This window comes from Aestuariibaculum scopimerae, assembly GCF_059428085.1.
On sequence record NZ_CM182089.1, the window covers coordinates 547,142 to 568,413 of the forward strand.

The window sequence follows — 21,272 nt, forward strand, 5'->3', positions numbered from 1 at the left end:
TAAGAAACAGGTTCTTCGGTCGTTCCTAACCCAGAATAATGGCGTACTTAAAACTTGATATTTAATTCTTTCTGCTTTAAACCATCATTAGTATTATACTCATAAATCCAGTTGTCACCTTTTTTATAAATAATAGCATTTTCTCCATCCACTAGAAACACATTGGGCTGGCCTGTTTTCCTTATTTTATAAACTACTTTAGGCGTACTATCTACCAGTTGGTAACCGTTTTCAATTTCTTGGGCATACAGCATACTGGCAAACACTTCTTTTACACCGGCCTCTATATTGCTAGCACTTTCAACCGGCACTTCTTTTTTAGGCACGGCTACTTTGGGAGCAGCTACTTCAAGCACTTCGGTTTTTGGTTCCACGGCTTTTGGGGGCACGGTTTCTACAACCTCAGCCTTATTTTGTTTAAGCGCTTTTATTTCTTCTTTTAACTGCTCAATTTCCTTGGCAGTACTACTTTCAGCTTCAATGGCGTTGTTTGCTTCTTGTGCTAAAGTAGTAGTAGGTGCGGGTGTATAGGTGTAATTTAAGGCCTCTATATCTTTAAAAGCGTTTCGTAAGGCTTCGTTATAGGCCTTGGCATATTCTTTTTCTCTACTTTCACCTAATTGGGAAGTGAACACTACAGCATCATTGCAATCTTTTAATTCTATGGCAAGCTTGGTTTTAAAGAGTCCCGAGTCTTTTATTATATCTGATTTTAGAGCCAAACACCTATTTCTAATTAAATCTTCTGGATATTTATCACCTTCCAACAGGGCTTCAAACCCATATTTTTCATATAAGAACTTGGTAAGCAAATTGAGCTGATATTGATTTTTTTCCTTTAAAAAATCATACTTATTAGGTACAATAACGTATTTGTACGCATTTAAGTTTGCTTGTGAAAATACATTGGAAATCATAAAAAGTGTTACTAACACCAAAAAAAATCTAGTCTTCATTGTTATTAAATATATAATTAAACCCTATTTGTAAAGATACAACTTGTGCATCATATATGTTTTTATATTGCAAAAAATTATCGGCCATGACATAGAAATTGACGGGTCCTAGGTGCGCCGATACCCCTAGGCCTATATTGTAGAACGAATAGGCATCTATAGTATATGTGGCCTTGGCACGCAAGCCTTTAAATAATCTCCTATAGTAGTATGCGGTTAGGGCCAACTCCGGAGATTTGGGCCTTTTAATGGCATACAGTTGCAACCCGACGGCATTTTGGTATTCCGATTTGGTTCTTAAACAATCACAGTCTTCATAGGTCCTCTTGCCAAAAGCATAGTTAAGGGACGCATTCAATTTTACGGGACGCCATGTGGTGTATTTATGTGTAGTGGTATCTACCTTAAATAAATCTTCAAAGTTATCTTCTATCTCCTGCCAATAATCATCTGCTGATTGTCCGGGTTCGGTTTCTGAAAATATGGGATTGGCCCCTTCAAAACTGTACTGTCCTTTCACTTCATAATTTTCAACATCTTTGGTGTGCCTTATAAACCCAACATCCAACAAGCTGGCATCCAAAGTCCATTGCTTGTCCAATTGACACGTAAACCCCACATCAAAACCCAAGCCAAGATTACCTCCCAAGAGCATGCGTTTTGTGAGTGCTTTGGATACGTCTTGCCCATCGGTGTCATCTTCCGTTAAACTGGCCAGGCCAGAGGTCCTGAGTTCCATATCCAGATCAAACACATGGTTATAAATATTGTTTTGGCCCTGAGTGGTAACAAAATAACCACGGTTCTTGGTAGTGTTCATATCGATAATGCTTGAATATATTTTTCCTCTTGCCCCTATAACCAAGCGGTCGTTTATCTTTTTATTGTACCCCAGATGCCATACGGTAACAGCATCAAGTTTAGCTTTTAAATGGCCGGCATTAAAATACCTTCCAATATTACTTTGGTTCCCCTCGTTTGCTAAAACGGCATAATCTTTCGGAAAATAGCTGATAAAATCCAGTTCCTGGTACACCCCAAAGCTAATATACTTATCTTTTTCATAACTGTTGCCAAACGCAAAACCGCCCGAAAATAATTCTACCTGCGCATTGGTACTAAAAAAGTCGTTTGCATTCATTCCATAAATGGCCCGCTGAAGTTTCGTATTGAAGTCCACCCCATCATCGGCAAAAATATCATACACCGTGCTGCCAGTAATGCCCACATTGGTATGGATGTGGGACAGTAACGGGATACCAAAGTACCAATCGTTAGTTGGCTTTCCCCCCGGATTGAGTATCAGGGCCTGTGGAATTTCTGAAAAGCCGTAGAGGATTTGCTTGTTCTGGGAATAAGCAACATGGATAACCAATAAAAAGCAGATCATCTTTAACTTCATAAGGTATCATCTAGCAACAGGTAAAAAATACCTTTGGATTTTAGTTTTAATCGTCCCAGCGTATTGTCATCAATTTCGGGACCGGGTTCAATGTTTAATTTGAATACCATTTGGGCCGTACTTTTAAGAGCTTCCAAAGTGGCACCTTCAAAGGTTTCTATATATCCCAGGGTTATATCCGAGTTGTCCAGAGAGGCAGGGACTGAAAAAGAAAAGGTATGTAGCAATACTTCATTCGCATTTAAAAAATTGACTTCCACTTCCAGTGCCCGGTTGATGGACGTAGTGATTTCAAATACGAACTCAGCTTTTATTAAGTTTTCGACCATGAACGACTGCCGAAAAAAATCAATAGCCACAGAATCCCGATAGGCTTTAAAGGTATTGGCAGGTACTGAAAAATTACTGGCTGGTTCGTCAAAATGGACCAAGCTAGATTCTACTACTGGATGCAGTTCAAAATCGTTCGCTTGTTTAAAGTCTATAGGCTCTGTACAGGATACCAATATTAGGCTAAATACTATAAAAAGGGATAAATATGGTATAGTTTTTTTCGGCATATAGTTAGTTAACAACTTTATAATCAAATTAGTATCAATTATAAGTACTTTTTTAACTCTATTAATTTATTAATCTTTTTTATATCGGCATCAACGGTTTGGTTAAATTCATCAAAAAAGATAACTTCCATACCTATGTTTTTGGCGCCTAAAATATCGGCTTCTAATCCGTCGCCAATCATAATACTTTTTGAAATGCTGGTATTGGCCTTTTCTATGGCATAGTAAAATATGTCTGGATTTGGTTTTTTTACACCTATGGTTTCGCCATTGGTAATGGTCTTGAAATAATGATGAATACTAGATTTCGTCAACTTTTTATACTGTACTTCCTCAAATCCATTGGATAGAATATGAAGATTGTAATCTAGGCTTAAATAATCCAGTATTTCAATGGTATGCTCAAATAGATAATTATGATCGGTAAGGTAGGTTATGTAATCTTTAGAAAGTTGATTAATGGTATCTTTTTCAACCGTTTGGTTTAGTGCTAAAAACGTGTCGTGAAGTCTTCCAAAGCGCAATACGTCCTTTTCAATTTTCTCATTTCTGTACAAGCGCCAATAATTTAGGTTAATGGCTTTATAATGGTGTAAAAAATCGGTAAGGTTAACATTTACCTGGTTTATTTTAAATATCTTATGGAATGTTAATGCCGAGTTTTTATCAAAATCCCAGAGTGTATGGTCTAAATCGAAAAAAATGTCGGTTATGTTGGGGATTTTCATATTGGGTTTGTTTAGTTGTTAAGACATGGTCGAAACGCCACCATTGGTATTTTTACTTGGTGTGTGGGGCTTTTGAACGTTCAGTCCTTCGACTTCCTGCCTGCTGGTCAGGCTGACGCTCAGGGTAACATTTGAATTATTATTTAACATACTAACTTTTAACTTGTTTCTTCTACAGAATCCAGTATCATATTAAACAAATCCTTAAACCCCTTCCAACGTGTTATATCGCTAAAGGTATAATTATGGAATACGGTTACCAATTCTCCATTTACTTGTTTTATTTCGTTTATAACTCCATTTAAAACCTTTTTCTTATCTAAAAACGAATGTGTCTTTAATAGCGTATAATCCATGATATGATAGGAATATACTTTTAAAGGTGTTTGCACCTCATAATCTAAGTCGTAAAAGAAGAAGGGGGTGCAGGAACCTGCCCTAAATCCCATATGGCTTACATAACCCATGGTGTAATCTTCTTTTATTTCCAGTTCTATAAGGTATCTATAAGATTCTGGTAAATTCAGTTTTGAAAAGGATTGCCTTGATGCTTTTAGCGGGTTGTTCAATATCTCTTCCATTTTAAGTTTTTCCTTTTTTAGTATTGCCATGTTATGAATGGCAAAAAAGGATGCTTTTAAACCTACATGGCAATAATCGGCCACGTGCTTTATTAAGGATACAAACTTCTTTTTATTGGGGTTTATCCCTTTATCGTAGGTTGAATAGTCTCCTATAAGGAAGAAGAACAAGAATTTATATTTGCTTTGCTTTTGCTTGTTGATGATATATTTAAAGGTATCGTACGGATCGTGCTTTAAACCAAAAAGCACCATATATCTATTATATAAACTTTTTAGTTTTAATTGGGATAGGTCTTTTACGGTACCTCCCAATGTGCGTAATATCCCTTTTAGCTTAAAGTGGTATGGACTGGGCACATCTATAATGGGTTTTACGGCATAGTGTTTTTGGGGAAACTTAAATTCGGGGAATTGTTTTTGTATGGCTTCTTTAAATTTATAAGCCCAGATGTCTACTACGGGTTGTTGTAAAAACCCATGCTTGTAGGCTATACTTTCGGTGGCCAGAAAACGTCCGTACTCATCTTTTACATGGGGCAAATACTCTTCATATCTGGACAACAGGTAAAAGGACGCCGCAAAGATATCGAACGGCAGGGCGCTTTTATCGCCATTAAAAAAGAACCCTTTGGTATACCCCCAGTTTTGAACATTGATTTCTATGTCGTTTAGCCCTTGTTCAAATAGTATTTCGTGGCTCTTTATAAAAAACTCGTTACTAAGCTGTTGCCTGGTGTACGACATTTTTATGCTGTCGTGTGCTATAAAGTCTTCTATCTTGGTTGTAAATGCTACTTCTATCCCCAATATACGAATGCATATGTGCCTAAAAATGTATTTTAGTCTGGGTGAAACACTATGTGTGTATACTAGAAGCATTTTTAAGTTTTAAATAAGACCTTCATCGGCAAAACTAAGGTATGCATTTTCTGTTATTATAAGGTGGTCTAGTACTTTTATATCTAAACTTTCTGCAGCTCGTTTTAGCTTTTGTGTTACTTGTTTATCGGCTTGGCTTGGCACTAATGTGCCTGACGGATGGTTGTGTGCCAAAATTAACGCCGTTGCCCCCACTTCCAGGGCATTTTTAAGCACCAACCGGGTATCTACCATGGTTCCTGTTATGCCGCCTTTGCTTAATTGTCTTTTTTCTATAACCTTATTGGAATTGTTTAAGTAAATAATCCAAAATTCTTCGTGCTGTAACTCGCCTATTACGGGTTGCATTAATTCGAATACAGAACGGCTTGATTTTATCTTATGTTTTTCAAGAGCTTCTATGCCCCTTCTACGGCGCCCAAGCTCCAAGGCTGCAGCTATGGTAATGGCCTTGGCTTCGCCTATGCCCTTGAATTGCATAAGCTGTTTTATGGACAGTTTTCCTAGTTCGCTTAAATTATTGTCTACGCTAGATAATATACGCTTGCATAGGGCTACGGCACTTTCGTCTTTGCTTCCTGTGCTTATTAATATGGCCACTAGTTCGGCATCGCTTAGGGCTGTTCTTCCCTTGTATAGTAGCTTTTCTCGGGGCTGATCGTCTTGCGACCAATATTTTATTGAAAACGGTGTTAACTTTTCTTGCATATATCAAATATAAATATTGTAAATTTATAATTCAACAATTGATAATTTAAATTCTTAATTATAGACTTAAGTAGCAGTGTATAAACAAGGTAGAAATTAAAATTATAAATGTATTGAATGGAATGGTGTACAAAAAAGCGTGAAACAGCTTGAAAAAGAAAAACAAGGCCATTTATAGTATCTAAAAGAAACCTATACAACCTAAGTTTAGTTACTAGACTGTTCCTTTTTAATCTTTTGGCCAAATCTTTAGTCTAAAATAAAAACTGTATAACCAATTTAAATATCCAAAAAATGAAGGCATTAAAAAAGGACGATATAAGTCAGGAGGTTTTTGACTTGTATGATGATTATGCACATAATAAGATTGACCGCCGTCAATTTGTTGAGAGACTGTCACTTTTTGCCGTTGGGGGCATTACGGTGGCTTCGCTTTTAAGTTTTATTTCTCCTAATTATGCAGATACCTTACTGGTGCAGCCTAATGACCCTAACTTAGATTCTGAATATATTACTTACCACTCCCCTAAGGGTGGCGGTAGTATTAAGGGGCTTTTATCGATGCCCAAAGATACTACGGGCAAATTGCCAGGTATTGTTGTGGTGCATGAAAACAGGGGCCTAAACCCTTATATTGAGGATGTAAGCAGGCGTGCTGCTCTGGAAGGCTTTATTTCTTTGGCACCTGATGCTTTATCGCCTTTGGGCGGATATCCTGGTAATGATGATGATGGCAGGGCCATGCAACGCCAGCGTGATCGCAATGAGATGCTTGAGGATTTTATTGCTGCTTACAACTATTTAATGTTACACGAAAATTGTAACGGCCATATTGGTGTGGTAGGGTTTTGCTTTGGGGGATGGATTGCCAATATGATGGCTGTTAAAGTCCCCACGCTTTCTGCTGCGGTGCCTTTTTATGGCGGACAACCAGCTGATGCGGATGTTGTCAATATTAAAGCGCCTTTATTGTTGCAATATGCTGAATTGGATACTCGGGTTAATGCGGGTTGGCCAGATTATGAGGCGGCTTTAAAAGCAAATGGTGTTGACTATAGGGCTTATTTTTATAAGGGTGTTAATCATGGATTCCACAATAACACGACGCCCCGGTTTGATAAGGAGGCAGCTGATTTGGCTTGGAACCGGACCATTGCTTTTTTTAAAGATAATTTAAAATAAATTTAAACACATATTATTATGAAATATACACTGTTATCTCTTTTTTTAATTTTATGTTACCATGTTGCGATGGGGCAAGAGGATACCGATTTTTCGATGGTTTTTAACCATGTGGCTTTGTCGGTTAAGGATATTGATGCTTCTGCCGATTTTTACATGCAGGCTTTAAACTTAAAGGAAATTGAAAACAGAACACAAAGGGCCGGGCGCCGGTGGTTTTCGCTTGGCGAGGGTAAGGAGTTACATCTTATTGCTGCTTCAACAGTTAAAGGCAAGGTATTGGTTAATAAAGGGGTGCACATGGCTTTAACAACTTCTCATTTTGATGCTTTTGTTGCTAAACTTAAAACGATGGGCATTGTTTTTTCTAATTGGCCTGGTAAGACCAACACGATTAGCATTCGAGGTGATGGTATAAGGCAGGTGTTTTTTCAAGATCCAGATGGGTATTGGATTGAGGTTAATAGTGTGAATGATTGATGGTTTAGGTTCCACATAAGGCACCTATAATTAGAGGTTTGCAAAACCACAGCCCGCATAAGCTTTTCTCTCAAATTATAATAGCCCTCGATTCAGTTAACTAATCAGTACAGACTGCGGTATTTTTACATCATAAATATACAACTTTTTCTTTTAATAAAGAAATTTATTCTCACTTATTACTTTAAATGTTTAGTTGTTTGTTGTAAAGTCGGTTAGCTGTCCTTGATTCTCTATTCTCTTCTCTCTATTCTCTTTTCTTGCTTTAATCAACCGGGCATCCTATTGGCACAAAAAAAGATAGGCAGGTGTATTTTGAAGTCACCATAACCAACACCTGCCATATCTTAGTGAAAAAAAAATATTAAAAATATTAAAAAACCAAAATCTGCAAAACACCAAACCTGCAGACATTTTGATTCCAAATCTATTACTAATACGTTTGAAAAACCAAAAACCCTTACTGCAGCAACCTACTTTAACACAATTTTAACATACAATCCTACGTGTTACACATATAATGTTTCTTACCCAACAGCAGAGATTACTTTATTTTAAAATGCTATAAATGACAGTCTTAACCTGCTATGTGTAGGGAGGTGTTGTACTTAAGCAAGGAAAAGGGTTATAAATACCGAGAGATTGCGGATAAGCTAGGGGTTTCTATTAAGACGGTGGAATCGCAAATGCGGTATGCGTTCCAAAAAATTCGGGAAGGCTTTGATGCAGACGATATTTACTTATTTATTTTATTTGACAGGATGGGGTTTCGGGTTGATGCTATGTAACGCCACGAATTCACGAATGTATCAGCTACGCTAGTTGTTTTTTTAGCGCAGCTGATTTTTAAAATGAGTAAATATTTTTAAATTACATCATCAATCCCATAATACTACTTAAAGGTTTACCATCTTTTCCAACGGCTTTAAAATTCTTTAAGTCAAAGAATTTATAGGGGGCTATCTTTCTTTCTTCATAAGGCGAACATCGTAATTTGGATTCTATTCTAATTATAAAAGCCCAATTAAATACCAATCCCATATATTCCCAGTCATCATCCGGCATATTATAATAATCTTCCATACTATCAAGATTATTGATACCGTTTTCCAGAGTTGAGAAATCGAACTCTTTAATAAATCTATAAACAGGATGGATGCTATCCACAAAATCCGCTATAACCTTTAAATCGTAATCGGGATTGAGTTTATCGGCTATGGGATCTAATCTTAAAAGAAGATCGTGAGGGACTTCGTGACTCATAATGTCCGGTGAATCGATAAGTAACTTAATGGTATCTGCAATGAGATTGTTTTTTTCAGAACCATGATTACCTGCTAAGCTCTTTTTTAGAACTTCTTTAATTTCATCATTCATAATGATTGTTTTTTTATTATTTGTTTAAAAAAATTTATCAGAGAGTTAGCACTCGAATATAAAACAATTATTATGTTGCGAAAAGTTAAAATTTTTATTTAGCTCTAACTACTAGTTAATCAACTTGTTAACGGTATTAAAATCCAATCCGCCATAATTACCGGAGCTCATAAGCAACAGCGCCTTATTATTAAAGTCTTGCGAAAACAGGAAATTCTTGAAATCTTCGGGGTTGGTGTAGATAATTAGGTCTTCCCGTTGGAATGCCTCAGCTATTTGCTTGTGGGTTATGGTTTCTAATTTTTTTATTGCTACGGCATGTGGGGAGTAGAACACCACAGCTACGTCGGCAGCATCTAGGGCGCCTTTGTATTCTTTTAAAAATTCGGCATTTAAACTACTGTAGGTATGCAGCTCTAAACAGGCTACTAGGGTACGATTGCTATACTGTTCTTTTACGGCTTTGGTAGTGGCCTGTACTTTACTGGGCGAGTGCGCAAAATCTTTATAGGCTACACTGGTGTTGCTTTCTGCTATTTTTTCTAAGCGTTTGCTAGCGCCTTTAAAGGTTGTGATGGCTTCGTAAAAATCGGCTTCGTCAATGCCCATATGCTGGCAAATCCATTTGGCTCCTGCTAAATTATTTAGGTTGTGCTTGCCAAAAACTTCTATAGGCAAATCGCCCTCTGGAGTTTCTAATAGGGTTTGCCCATTTTCTACACGATAGGCTGGTGTTTTGTATGCTATTTTGCGTATGGTATTTTCGCATACTCCTACTAGTAACTGTACTTCTGGGTCTTCTTCGTTATAGGTAATGCTGCCTCCCTGAACTATGGAATCTAGAAATATGCGGAACTGGTTTACGTAGTCTTCATAGGTTGGAAATACGTTGATGTGGTCCCAGGCAATGCCACTTAACAAGGCAATATTGGGTTTGTATAGGTGGAACTTGGGACGGGGATCGATGGGTGAGCTTAGGTACTCGTCGCCCTCTAAAACAATAAAATCGTTATGCTCGGTTAGTTTTACCATAACATCAAAGCCTTCTAGTTGGGCACCTACCATATAATCTACATCTTTATCGTGGTAATGCATAACATGCAAAATCATGGATGTTATGGTGGTTTTTCCGTGGCTACCTCCTATTACTACACGGGTTTTGTGTTTGGATTGCTCATATAAAAACTCTGGATAGGAATAGATTTTTAATTTGAGCTCTTGGGCCTTTAGCAGTTCGGGGTTATCTGCTTTGGCGTGCATGCCCAATACCACGGCGTCTAGATTGGTTGTTATTTTTTCGGGAAACCAGCCGTAGCTTTCTGGCAGTAAGCCTTTTGCTTGTAATCTGGATTTGGAGGGTTCAAAAACCTCATCATCACTTCCTGTTACTTGATAGCCCTTATTATGTAATGCTAAAGCCAGATTGTGCATGGCGGAACCTCCTATGGCGATGAAATGTACGTTCATTTGTTTGGATTGTTGGTTTCAAATATAGTTTTTTCGCCACGAATTCACGAATGTTTTTTTTAGATGTTGGACGGCTTTGATGTTGGATGCTGGATGCTAGACTGCTTTGCTGTTAGACACTAGACACTAGACCGCTTTGCTGTTAGATGCTGGATGTTAGATGCTAGATGAAAGATTAAGGACTGTTTACTCAAGCGTGATCATACTTACGGGATTAACTTGTAGCCGAGACTGAGACTGAGACTGAGACCGAGACTGCGACTGCGACTGCGACCGAGACTGCGACCGAGACTGCGACCGAGACTGCGACCGAGACTGCGACCAAAAACAACCTACATATCTAAAATATGTTCTTTTTGCTCTATAAAGGGTTCTGTTTCGGGAAATTCTGCTAAAGCCAAATCAATATACTTTAAAGCTTCTTGCTTATTGTTTTGCAGCATATGTATTTGTGCCAAGCGGTAATGTGCCCAGGCTTTGGGAATGCCATCTGAGGGGACATAACACTTTAAATAAATGCGTAAACACAGGGCGCCTTTTTTAAGTTCTGTACCGTGCTGCGCTGCTATTCTTCCTATTTCATAATACAATACATTCTTGGTGTGTTTTTGCTGTGCTGCTTCTATGTTTGCAATCGCCTTTAAGGGTTCGCTTTCCTGTTCGTAAAGTTTGGTTAGCTTATCAAAACAGGTTAAGGACCCGCCTTCGGCTATCGCTTTCTTATAATAGGTTTCAGCTTGTTCTACTTCTTTATCGTATTCATAGATATAGCCTTTAGCCAAATAACCATCTACTTTGGATAGGGCTTCCAGTTCATCTGAAAATTCCAAAGCCTTGCTTTTACTGCCTCCCAAAATACTGGGCAATTGCATATACAATTCTACTAAGGCCCAACGGGTTTCTATATGGTTGGGGTCTAGCTGTGCTGCTTTTAAAAAGGCTGCTTTTACATCGCCTATAATGGTTAAGGCACTTATTTTGCTTACTGAAAGGGCTTTCATTCCCAATGCGCCTCCATACTTATAATGGTAGTTGGCATAGTTCTGTTTGGCTTCTACTAGCGTTTTATATTGGGTTATGGCTTGATTCCACTTTTTTTGATGGCTATATATATCACCCAACATTTCTATGGCCTGTAAGTGGTTGGAGTGGGTTTTTAAATATTGCTTTGTAATAACCTCCGCTTCAAAAAATTGTTGCTTATCTATATAGGCTTGGGCTTTATCAAGAGGTGCCTGGCCCAAAATAAACCCAGGCATTAATAAAAACAACATAAATATTCTCATGGGACTATGGATATAGGATGCAAAAATAAACTTTCTTTTTCAATACTAAAACAACTAACTTTATGCTTCTAAAAATATTGTTTGTGGTTTTATGCTTTTGGAATGGCTTTTGAATGAGAAACACAAAAACCCACTAGGTTTTGAAAAAACAAATATTCGGAAGATGAATTTTTTAATATTAAAGCATTTTGCCCGCAGGGCATTCAATAGGTCTATCTCCTACGGAGAATTTGCATCCCTTAATTCCTTTTTTCTACAATACTTGAACCGCTACGTGGTACTCCTCCTCCTGCTTTTTACTATGCATTTTACACATGGCCAAGCACAGGGCTACGACCCGTTATGGGAACAGGTTGAACAGTATGAAAAGGAGGGCTTGCCAAAATCGGCCTTAAAGGCCCTAGAACCTATTAAAGTAAAAGCGCACAAAGACCACAATACACCTCAACTTATTAAGTTAATGCTTTTTAAAAGCAAGTTTGCCTTGGTGCTGGAAGAAGATGCCCAATTAAACATTATTAACGACTTTAAAGCTGAAATTGCCCAATCCAGCTTTCCCGCCAAAAATATTTTACACAGCTTATTGGCCAATTTATATTGGCAATATTTTATGCAGAATAGATGGACGTTCTATAACCGTACCAAAACGGAGGAAAAAGTAAATACCAATGATTTTAGAACCTGGGATTTACAAACCCTTTTTGATGAAATCTATTTACAATACCAACAGTCCTTGCAAAGTAGCCTAATGCTGCAATTAGAACCCTTAGAAACATTCGATGCGCTATTGGTACTTAAAAAAGATTCTAAATTATACCGTCCTACTTTATTCGATTTTTTGAGTCATGAAGCTCTTGATTTTTATAAAACGGATGAAACCCATATAACAAAACCTGCTTATAAGTTTGAGATTGACAACCCTGAATTGATTAGTGATGCCAAAACCTTTTCAAGATTGCAACTGACTTCTAAAGATTCCACATCGCTGCAATTACAGGCTTTAAAAATTTATCAGGACCTTATTCAGTTCCACCTCAAAGATGCTTCCCCTCTAGCACTTACTGATGTGAATATGGAACGCTTAAGGTTTGTAAAGAAGCATGCCACTTTTGATGATAAGGAAGCCTTATTGCTAAAAACTCTAAAGGCCGAACGCCATGCTTTGGAACCTAATGCTATCTCCGGACTTTATGATTTTGAAATTGCTACGGTGTATTACGGCCAAAGCCAGCAATACGAGCCTATGGTAAATGATGAATACCGTTGGAAAGCTAAAGACGCGATGGACATTTGCAATGCGGTTATCGCTAAATTCCCAAAAAGCCATGCTGCTGAAAAATGTGCTATTCTAAAACAACAAATAACGCAACAATCTCTACGGATTACTACAGAAAGCTTCTTACCCATCCAGCAACACACCAGGGTTTTGGTAAATTATAAAAACCTAGACACCCTTTCTTTTAAGGTTTTTAAATTAACTCGTAATAAATTAAAAGCTTTTAACAAGCTTTACAACAAAGAGGAACAGTGGGCCTTTATAAATACGTTAGAAACTACGCAAGCCTGGAACAGTGCTTTACGTAATGAACATGATTACCAAACCCATGATACGGAGATCGTTATACCTAAACTAGACCACGGCACCTATTTAATATTGGCCCTGGTAGATAAAGACACTTTTGCCTTTAGCACTGTACAGGTTACTAATTTGGCTTTGGTGGAATTGGAAACCGAACGTTATAAAAGCTTTCAAATTGTTGATAGAAACAATGGCAAACCCATTAAAAACGCATCCGTTAGGTTACGCTATAATGAAAACAACAACCAAAGCACCTATTATAAAAACTACATTACAGATGGCCAAGGCTATATTGAAATAGAAAAGAATGGTGATCGCTATAGAAATATATTTGTTGAAGTTAAGCATGAAACCGAACAGGCTTATTTTGGCAATTACTATGTTAATAGATATTATAAGCGTGACAAACCTGAAACTACTTATAAAGCCTTTTTGTTTACCGATAGAAGTATTTACAGACCCGGACAAACAGTCCATTTTAAAGCCATAGCCCTTAAAACCAAAAACAACAAATCGGAGGTTGTGGCCAACGAAGCTGTTTATGCTGTACTATATAATGTTAATGATGATGAAGTGCAGGAATTGGAATTGGTTACCAATGCATACGGATCGGTATCTGGAACGTTTATATTACCCAACGATGGTTTAACGGGTGAATACTATATTGAATTTGATGGTGAGGAGGAAGATTTTTATACAGAACACTATTTTTCTGTTGAGGCTTATAAGCGCCCTAAATTTGAAGCTAAATTTACGCCTATTACCGAAACGTTTAAGGTTAACGATTCTGTAACTGTAAAAGGAAATGCTATGGCCTATGCGGGCAGTAGCATTAGTGATGCTAAGGTGGTGTATCGCGTACACCGTAAGGTACAGTATCCGCGTTGGTATTTTTGGTATCGCCCGTGGTTTAGCAGTAAACCCCAAGAAATTACCCATGGCGAAACCATAACGGATGCTTCTGGTAATTTTGATATTACCTTTAAAGCGCAACCAGATACTAGCGTTGACAAAAACAACTTGCCCATTTTTAATTATGAAGTAACGGCCGATGTAACCGATTTAAATGGTGAAACCCGTAGTACCTCTACTATTGTAAATGTTGGTTATCATGCTTTAACTGCAAACATGTCTTTGCAGTCTGCTTTAGATAAAACCAAGAAAGACCACAGTATACAAATTGACACTAAAAACTTAAATGGGGAGTTTGTACCTGCAACGGGTACCATAAAAATCTATAAACTTAAAGCTCCTAAACATGTTTTAAGGACACGCCCCTGGGCAGCACCCGATTATCAAGCCCTTTCTAAAGACCGTTTTAAGGCGCTCTTTCCTCATGATGCTTATAACAATGAACATGATGCCAAAAACTGGGACAAGGGCGCTTTGGTTTTTGAAGCAGCCTTTGATACTGAAACTTCTAAGGAATTAAAACTTGGTAATATTAAAAAATGGACATCTGGACAATACCTTATTGCCTTAGAAAGTCATGATAAATTTGGGCAGTTGGTAAAGGATGAAATTAAAACCACCTTGTACAGTGATGATGATAACACTTTGGCAGACCATCAATTATTTAGTGTTACCAGTAACCAACCAAGTTATAAAGTTGGTGAAACGGCAATGATTACTTTTGCTTCGGCAGCCAACAATCTATATGTAACCGTTACGATTGAAAAAGACCATAAAGTTGTAAAGACCGAAGTTATTAAACTTAATAATGATAAAAAAACAATCCGTATTCCCGTAACCCAAGAAACGATGGGGGGCTTTGCCGTACATTACAGCTATGCGGCATTTAACAGCTTTCAATCGGCCACAAAACATATTGCGGTGCCCTACCCTAGTACCGATTTAGATATTGAGACCAATACCTTTAGGGACAAACTACAACCTGGCACGGATGAAACCTGGAGCTTTCTTATAAAAGGCCCCAAAGGCGAAAAAGTAAGTGCAGAATTATTGGCCAGTATGTACGATGCTTCTTTAGACCAGTTTAAAGCGCATTCTTGGAGTTTTAACCCAATAAACAGTACCAACTATGCTTCAAATAACCACAGTAGAGCCTATAATAGTTTTGGTACCAAATATTTTAGGGTTTATAATGAGCGCACCGTTTTAAATTACCCAGCACCTCAATACTATGATACGTTTAATTGGTTTGGATTTCGTTTTGGTAATCGCAACGTTATGATAAGAGGGATGAGTACTAATGCCATATATGGAAGTCGAGCACCAGGTATTGTTCTTGAAGATGAAATGCAACTTGAAGAAGTAGCATTTAGTAAAATAAGTGACAGTACAGCTTTAAATGAAGTTGTAGTTACCAGTTATGGTGAAAATATTGAGGAGAATTCCAATGGAGTAAATACAAAAATTGATACTGATTTTGAAAATATTCAAATTCGTAAAAATCTAGAAGAAACCGCCTTTTTCTTCCCGCACTTACAAACAGATACTAATGGTCATGTTAGCTTTAACTTTACAACGCCTGAAGCCTTAACCCAATGGAAACTACAACTACTGGCACATACAAAAACTTTAGAGCATGCTACTAAAACATTAACTGCTGTTACCCAAAAAGAGTTGATGGTTATTCCCAATGCACCCCGATTTTTACGTGAGGGCGACCAAATAACCATTAGCACTAAAATTGCAAATTTGAGCCCTCACCCACTTTCTGGTCAGGCCTATTTAGTTTTAACGGATGCTATTAGTGGTGCAGATATTAATACCGCCCTTAACAATTTAGAACATAGCAAACCTTTTGCAGTAGATCCCAAAGGCAATACCCAGGTATCTTGGACATTAAACATTCCAGATACCGTAGACGCGGTTCAGTATAAAGTGATTGCCAAATCAGGAGATTTTAGCGATGGTGAGCAAAATGCCCTACCCGTACTTTCCAACCGTATGCTGGTAACCGAAACCCTACCTATGTGGATTCGTAGTAACGAAACAAGAACGTTTACGCTAGACAAATTAAAAACCAATACCTCAACTACTCTCAAGCACCATAAACTAACATTGGAAATGACCTCCAACCCGGCATGGTATGCCTTACAGGCCCTGCCTTATTTAATGGAATACCCTTATGAGTGTAATGAACAGACCTTTAGCAGGTATTATGCCAATGCATTGGCAAGCCACATTGCGAACAGCAATCCGAAAATCAAAGCCGTTTTTAATCAGTGGAAATCCCAAGATGTTCTTATGTCCAATCTTGAGAAAAATGATGAACTAAAAAGTTTACTTATTCAGGAAACTCCTTGGCTACGTGATGCACAAAGTGAAACTGAACAGAAAAAACGTATCGGCCTCTTGTTCGATATGAATAAGATGAACAACGAACTACTAAGCTCCATCAATAAACTAAAAAATAACCAAATGGGGTCTGGTGCTTGGCCGTGGTTTAATGGCGGTCGTGCCAATAGATATATTACACAGCATATCATTACTGGGTTTGGTCACTTAAAACAGCTTGGAGTCGCCTTAAGCGGAGTGGAAGGTTCTAAGATGATAGAAAACGCCATCGCTTATCTAGACACCCAGTTTATTAAAGAATATAAAGACCTTACCAAATACAACACCAAAGTGGATTTAAGTAAAGACCACCTAAGCTACACCCAGTTGCATTACTTATACATGCGTAGCTTTTTCCCAGATGTTAAAGTTTCTAAGGAGGTGGCAGATATCATGAACTACTACCATTCTCAAATTAAATCGTATTGGTTAAGTCGTTCGTTATATGCCAAAGGCCTCATGGCTTTGGTTACTTATAGAATGGATGATACCCTTACTTCTAACAAAATAATAAAATCACTTAAAGAACATAGCATCATGTCTGATGAGTTGGGTATGTACTGGAAAGCAAACACCCCATCTTGGTTTTGGTACCAAGCCCCTATTGAAACCCAGGCCCTGCTTATTGAAGCGTTTTCAGAAATTGAAAACGATACCAAGACCATTGATAATCTTAAGATATGGCTGCTTAAAAACAAGCAAACCAATAGATGGAAAACCACTAAGGCCACAACCGATGCTGTATATGCCTTACTACTTCAGGGAAGTGATTGGTTAAGTGTAACCGATATGGTAGATGTAGTAATGGGCAATGAAACCATAACACCATCTAAACTAGAAGGCGTTAAAGTGGAAGCAGGAACAGGTTACTATAAAACATCCTGGTCGGGATCTGAAATTAAACCTGAGATGGGCGAAGTAACACTGACCAAAAAAGGGGATGGTATTGCCTGGGGCAGTTTATACTGGCAATATTTTGAAGATATGGATAAGATCACCTCGGCAGTTACCCCACTCCAACTTAAAAAGAAACTGTTCCTTAAATCCAATACAGATCGTGGTGAGGTTATTTCAGAAATCTCTCCTGAGGTACCTTTAAAAGTTGGTGATTTGGTACGTGTTCGTATTGAATTGCAAAGTGATCGTGCTATGGAATTTGTACACATGAAAGATATGCGCGCCGCGGGACTAGAACCCATTAATGTCCTTTCTGAATACAAATGGCAAGATGGTTTGGGGTATTATGAAGCCACAAAAGATGCTTCTACCAATTTCTTTTTCGATTATTTACCCAAAGGTGTTTATGTGTTTGAGTATGATTTACGTGTTAATAATGCGGGGAATATGAGTAATGGAATTACAACGATACAGAGTATGTATGCTCCTGAATTTAGCAGTCATAGTGAGGGCGTTCGTATCATGGTTCAATAATTATATGTAAGGACTACGGTTTTAATTAGTAACTTTACCCCTAAAATGAGCATTTTGAAAATGTGTCTTTTTAGAAATATAACCCTTATAGCCTATAGCCTAATACTAGGTGTGCTTTTAACAGCGTGTGCTTTAAAACAGACTGTTTTAGAAACCACCAATTCCCCTGAAAAAATATCTAAACTTATCTTTTTAAATTATACTATTTATAAAGATGCTTATGGTGATAGCACTATAAAACTAATTAATAAAATCATTACCAACGGTTCTGCAAAAACCCAAAATACACTAGTTGATGAAACGGGAAAATCGGGTGATTTAAAATGTTTACAACTAGATAAAAACAATAATACATTACAAAGTACTATTATAAAAAACCCACTTATAAAAACTATAGAATATGTGGATGACTCTAAAAAATTCCAAGTAAGAACATTGGTATTGGATAGTGCACAATTTACTTTAAGGCTAAAACTGGAACCCCAAGCAAGGTATATAACCATTTTGAATGCTAATGATACTTTGGGTAAACAGACTGTACTTAATAAAACCTCAATTACTTCGCTATGAAAGTACTTGTATATTGCATCATATTAATTTTTGGCGGGTTACAACTCACAGCCCAAACCTTTGATGTGGAGACCTTAAAGTTATCTGGCAATACTGATAAAAGAATCAACTTAGTGATTTTAAGTGAAGGATACCAAGAAAGCGAACTCGATGACTTCATTATAGATGCCAATAGTTTTATAAACGCCATGTTTGGGCAATCTCCATTTTCTGAATACAGTAATTATTTTAATGTATATGCTATAAAGGTGCCTTCTAACGAGAGTGGCTCAGACCACCCTGGTACGGCAACAGATGTTACAGAGCCGGCTTCCCCAATCACTTCGGCAGACACCTATTTTAATACCAGCTATGATAGCTATGGCTACCATCGCTTATTGTATAGCTCAGATTATGCCACAATAAGTACAGTACTTGCTAATAATTTTCCGGAGTATGATCAGACCATCATTCTAGTGAACTCCGATGTGTATGGCGGCAGTGGCGGCACCTACCCTTTTGCCTCTACAGGAACTAGTGCAAGTGAAATAGCCATACATGAACTGGGGCATTCGCTATTTAATTTAAAAGATGAATATTACCCCGGCGATCTTTTGGCGGCCGAAGCCATCAATATGACCCAGGAAACTGATCCGAGTTTGGTAAAATGGAAAAACTGGATAGGCGATAATGGCATAGGCATTTATGCGTATGCAACTTCTGGTACCGCGGCAAGTTGGTACCGGCCACATCAAAATTGTAAAATGCGTTATTTGAACGTGCCCTTTTGTTCCGTTTGTAAAGAAGGGATGATTGAAAAAATACACACCCTTATTAATCCTATAGATTCTTATACCCCTGTCTCAAATTCAATTGATAACTCAAGCTTTCCCATAGATTTTGAATTGAGTTTGGTAAAACCTGTGCCCAATACTCTAGAAAGCACATGGACTTTAAACTCTGGTGAATTTGCCACAAATGTAGATGCTGTTTCTATTTTAGAAACCGATTTGGATTCTGGAATAAACACCTTATCGGTTACAGTAACAGATGCCACTACCAATCTGAGAGTTGATAACCATGATACTTTTCATGTTTATATGGTTTCATGGACCATAGACAATACATTGGGCATTGAAGATATTACAAGCGAAACAAACCATTTTAATATCGCTCTATACCCTAACCCATCCAACACCTATATAGCCATTAAAGCTGAAAACGCTTTAAACAATTCTTTAAAAGTAAACATTACGAGCTTAGATGGCAAACAAGTAACCTCTACAACCATATCAAATTTTGAACCGATTCAACTAGACATCAGCCATTTAAGTGCAGGTATATATATTGCCAACTTCTACGCCAATAACATATTAATTGCCAGTAAACGCATTGTTAAAAACTAGATTTATTTACTTGGAGGCATACTTGGACGTACTTCAATTTTACTCGGTAAGGTTCTTGGATTCATTTTGAGTAAATCTACTACCAATTCGCCTATGTCTTCAATTTGAATCTTCCAAGCCTCATCTTCGGTTGGTGTACGGTTATTAAAATAGGAAGAAACCGACCCTGGCATAATGGTACTTACCTTAACACCATACTGTCTTAAATCTAACATCACGGCTTGTGTAAAACCAGTAAGCCCAAACTTACTAGCATTATATGCAGACCCTTTAGCAAAGAAATTAGTCCCAGCCAAACTTGAGATAGTAATGAAATAGCCTTTTGATGCTTTTAAGGCCGCTACACTGGATTTAATGGAATAAAAAACACCCGTTAAGTTGGTGTCTATAGTTTGATACCATTGTGCTTCGGTGATATCTTCAATACTTGCAAAATGCCCTACGCCAGCATTGGCTATCATAACATCTAACTGATTGAAATGCTTTAAAACGGTTTCTACGGCTTGTTGCTGACTTTTATAATCTCTAACATCGGCTTCTATACCAATGGCTTTTGCTCCTGTTGTGGTGTTGGAATTAAGCGCGTCTGCAGCTTTTTGAGCAGAGGCATTTTCTCTACTGGTTACAGCTACATGAATGCCTTCATTAAGTAATGCTTGTGCAATGCCATATCCAATACCCTTAGAGCCTCCTGTAATAAGGGCTACTTTATTTTTTAGTGTACTCATAATTTTTGATTGCTTTTGAGTAAAACTACAAAATCAAAAATTATTTGCAGAACATATTATGTTATGATAATTATAAAGTTTATATCATTTCTGCTTAGGTGGATACTGAGAGAAGACTTTTTCTACAATGGCATTTAATTGTTCTTCTCGTTTTTCTGGTGTAGCATTAGGGCTAAAGCTGGATTCACTAACCGCTTGCCAAAACAATTGTTTTTTGTTCTCATCAACAAAATCAATAATTATTTGTCGATTTATATTGGCCTGGCCTATAGGTAACCCAATAGAAATACCTCCGCCAACATTACGGCCACCTCCGCCTAATCCTACACCTACACTTTGCCGTTGTGCTTCTTGGTACTGACTGCTTTTTACATCAATAAAGAAATCTGGATTTTCTGAAAGACGGTATCCTTTTGATAGCAATTTAGCATCTAGGGCATCTAAAAAGCGCTTGGTGTCTAATTCACTTAAACCCGTGTTCATATCACTGTAATAATTATAGGTTTTATATTGAGTGAAGTTGGTCCCTTTTTCATAGTCGTAATTAACACGAATGGGAGCACATGATACAATTAACAAAACGAGCAGTGTAAAGGTGATATTTTTCATTTTAATTAAGTTTAAACTTCTAAAATTAATCAAAAATTATTCCATCATTTAAATTTTA

The 21,272-nt window shown here is 37.5% G+C and carries 17 protein-coding genes; 6 read left to right on the forward strand and 11 right to left on the reverse strand.

What is annotated here, in order from left to right:
- Positions 1 to 47: 47 nt before the first annotated feature.
- The 6 genes from AC5SR4_RS02635 to radC all read right to left on the reverse strand — a co-directional run bounded on the left by AC5SR4_RS02635 (position 48) and on the right by radC (position 5,817).
- Positions 48 to 956 carry a hypothetical protein gene (locus AC5SR4_RS02635; protein ID WP_495357984.1) on the reverse strand — a complete coding sequence of 303 codons (909 nt, stop codon included), beginning with the start codon at positions 954 to 956 and terminating at the stop codon, positions 48 to 50.
- Positions 946 to 2,358: a DUF5723 family protein gene (locus AC5SR4_RS02640; protein ID WP_495357985.1), complete on the reverse strand. Its 1,413-nt coding sequence runs from the start codon at positions 2,356 to 2,358 to the stop codon at positions 946 to 948. Before AC5SR4_RS02640 ends, AC5SR4_RS02635 begins: the two co-directional genes overlap by 11 nt.
- The gene (locus AC5SR4_RS02645; protein ID WP_495357986.1) at positions 2,355 to 2,918 is read right to left on the reverse strand and encodes a hypothetical protein; all 564 of its coding nucleotides are present in this window, start codon (positions 2,916 to 2,918) and stop codon (positions 2,355 to 2,357) included. The genes AC5SR4_RS02640 and AC5SR4_RS02645 overlap by 4 nt, the downstream gene beginning before the upstream one ends.
- A 38-nt stretch (positions 2,919 to 2,956) precedes the next feature.
- A complete protein-coding gene (locus tag AC5SR4_RS02650; RefSeq protein ID WP_495357987.1) occupies positions 2,957 to 3,646 on the reverse strand; it encodes a YjjG family noncanonical pyrimidine nucleotidase in 690 nt (229 codons plus the stop codon).
- A gap of 158 nt (positions 3,647 to 3,804) precedes the next feature.
- Positions 3,805 to 5,109 carry a polysaccharide deacetylase family protein gene (locus AC5SR4_RS02655; protein ID WP_495357988.1) on the reverse strand — a complete coding sequence of 435 codons (1,305 nt, stop codon included), beginning with the start codon at positions 5,107 to 5,109 and terminating at the stop codon, positions 3,805 to 3,807.
- 9 nt (positions 5,110 to 5,118) lie between these two features.
- A complete protein-coding gene (radC, locus tag AC5SR4_RS02660) occupies positions 5,119 to 5,817 on the reverse strand; it encodes a RadC family protein (protein WP_495357989.1) in 699 nt (232 codons plus the stop codon).
- A gap of 294 nt (positions 5,818 to 6,111) precedes the next feature.
- Here radC and AC5SR4_RS02665 point away from each other — a divergent pair, with 294 nt between their 5' ends.
- The 3 genes from AC5SR4_RS02665 to AC5SR4_RS02675 all read left to right on the forward strand — a co-directional run bounded on the left by AC5SR4_RS02665 (position 6,112) and on the right by AC5SR4_RS02675 (position 8,267).
- On the forward strand, positions 6,112 to 6,999 hold the full coding sequence (locus AC5SR4_RS02665) for a dienelactone hydrolase family protein (RefSeq protein ID WP_495357990.1): 888 nt from the start codon (positions 6,112 to 6,114) through the stop codon (positions 6,997 to 6,999).
- A gap of 18 nt (positions 7,000 to 7,017) precedes the next feature.
- Positions 7,018 to 7,479 carry a VOC family protein gene (locus tag AC5SR4_RS02670; protein WP_495357991.1) on the forward strand — a complete coding sequence of 154 codons (462 nt, stop codon included), beginning with the start codon at positions 7,018 to 7,020 and terminating at the stop codon, positions 7,477 to 7,479.
- A gap of 587 nt (positions 7,480 to 8,066) precedes the next feature.
- A complete protein-coding gene (locus tag AC5SR4_RS02675; RefSeq protein WP_495357992.1) occupies positions 8,067 to 8,267 on the forward strand; it encodes a sigma factor-like helix-turn-helix DNA-binding protein in 201 nt (66 codons plus the stop codon).
- A gap of 82 nt (positions 8,268 to 8,349) precedes the next feature.
- Here AC5SR4_RS02675 and AC5SR4_RS02680 read toward each other — a convergent pair whose 3' ends face one another.
- From AC5SR4_RS02680 to AC5SR4_RS02690, 3 genes are all read right to left on the reverse strand, one after another.
- Positions 8,350 to 8,856: a hypothetical protein gene (locus tag AC5SR4_RS02680; protein ID WP_495357993.1), complete on the reverse strand. Its 507-nt coding sequence runs from the start codon at positions 8,854 to 8,856 to the stop codon at positions 8,350 to 8,352.
- 111 nt (positions 8,857 to 8,967) lie between these two features.
- Positions 8,968 to 10,323, reverse strand: a complete 1,356-nt coding sequence (locus AC5SR4_RS02685; protein WP_495357994.1) for a UDP-N-acetylmuramate--L-alanine ligase — start codon at positions 10,321 to 10,323, stop codon at positions 8,968 to 8,970.
- 332 nt (positions 10,324 to 10,655) lie between these two features.
- Positions 10,656 to 11,609 carry a tetratricopeptide repeat protein gene (locus tag AC5SR4_RS02690; protein ID WP_495357995.1) on the reverse strand — a complete coding sequence of 318 codons (954 nt, stop codon included), beginning with the start codon at positions 11,607 to 11,609 and terminating at the stop codon, positions 10,656 to 10,658.
- 262 nt (positions 11,610 to 11,871) lie between these two features.
- On the opposite strand from AC5SR4_RS02690, the gene AC5SR4_RS02695 reads away from it, so the two are divergent.
- Genes AC5SR4_RS02695 through AC5SR4_RS02705 form a run of 3 tightly spaced genes read left to right on the forward strand, consistent with a single transcriptional unit; the run spans position 11,872 to position 19,877 of the window.
- Positions 11,872 to 17,922 carry an alpha-2-macroglobulin family protein gene (locus AC5SR4_RS02695; protein WP_495359150.1) on the forward strand — a complete coding sequence of 2,017 codons (6,051 nt, stop codon included), beginning with the start codon at positions 11,872 to 11,874 and terminating at the stop codon, positions 17,920 to 17,922.
- A 45-nt stretch (positions 17,923 to 17,967) separates the two neighbouring features.
- A complete protein-coding gene (locus AC5SR4_RS02700; RefSeq protein WP_495357996.1) occupies positions 17,968 to 18,492 on the forward strand; it encodes a hypothetical protein in 525 nt (174 codons plus the stop codon).
- The gene (locus tag AC5SR4_RS02705) at positions 18,489 to 19,877 is read left to right on the forward strand and encodes a T9SS type A sorting domain-containing protein (protein WP_495357997.1); all 1,389 of its coding nucleotides are present in this window, start codon (positions 18,489 to 18,491) and stop codon (positions 19,875 to 19,877) included. Before AC5SR4_RS02700 ends, AC5SR4_RS02705 begins: the two co-directional genes overlap by 4 nt.
- Positions 19,878 to 19,879: 2 nt before the next feature.
- On the opposite strand, the gene AC5SR4_RS02710 is transcribed toward AC5SR4_RS02705, so the two are convergent.
- Together AC5SR4_RS02710 and AC5SR4_RS02715 are read right to left on the reverse strand one after the other, a co-directional pair.
- Entirely contained in the window at positions 19,880 to 20,605 is a 726-nt protein-coding gene (locus AC5SR4_RS02710) for an SDR family oxidoreductase (protein WP_495357998.1), read from the reverse strand.
- 84 nt (positions 20,606 to 20,689) lie between these two features.
- Positions 20,690 to 21,214, reverse strand: a complete 525-nt coding sequence (locus AC5SR4_RS02715) for a DUF4136 domain-containing protein (protein WP_495357999.1) — start codon at positions 21,212 to 21,214, stop codon at positions 20,690 to 20,692.
- Positions 21,215 to 21,272 lie beyond the last annotated feature (58 nt).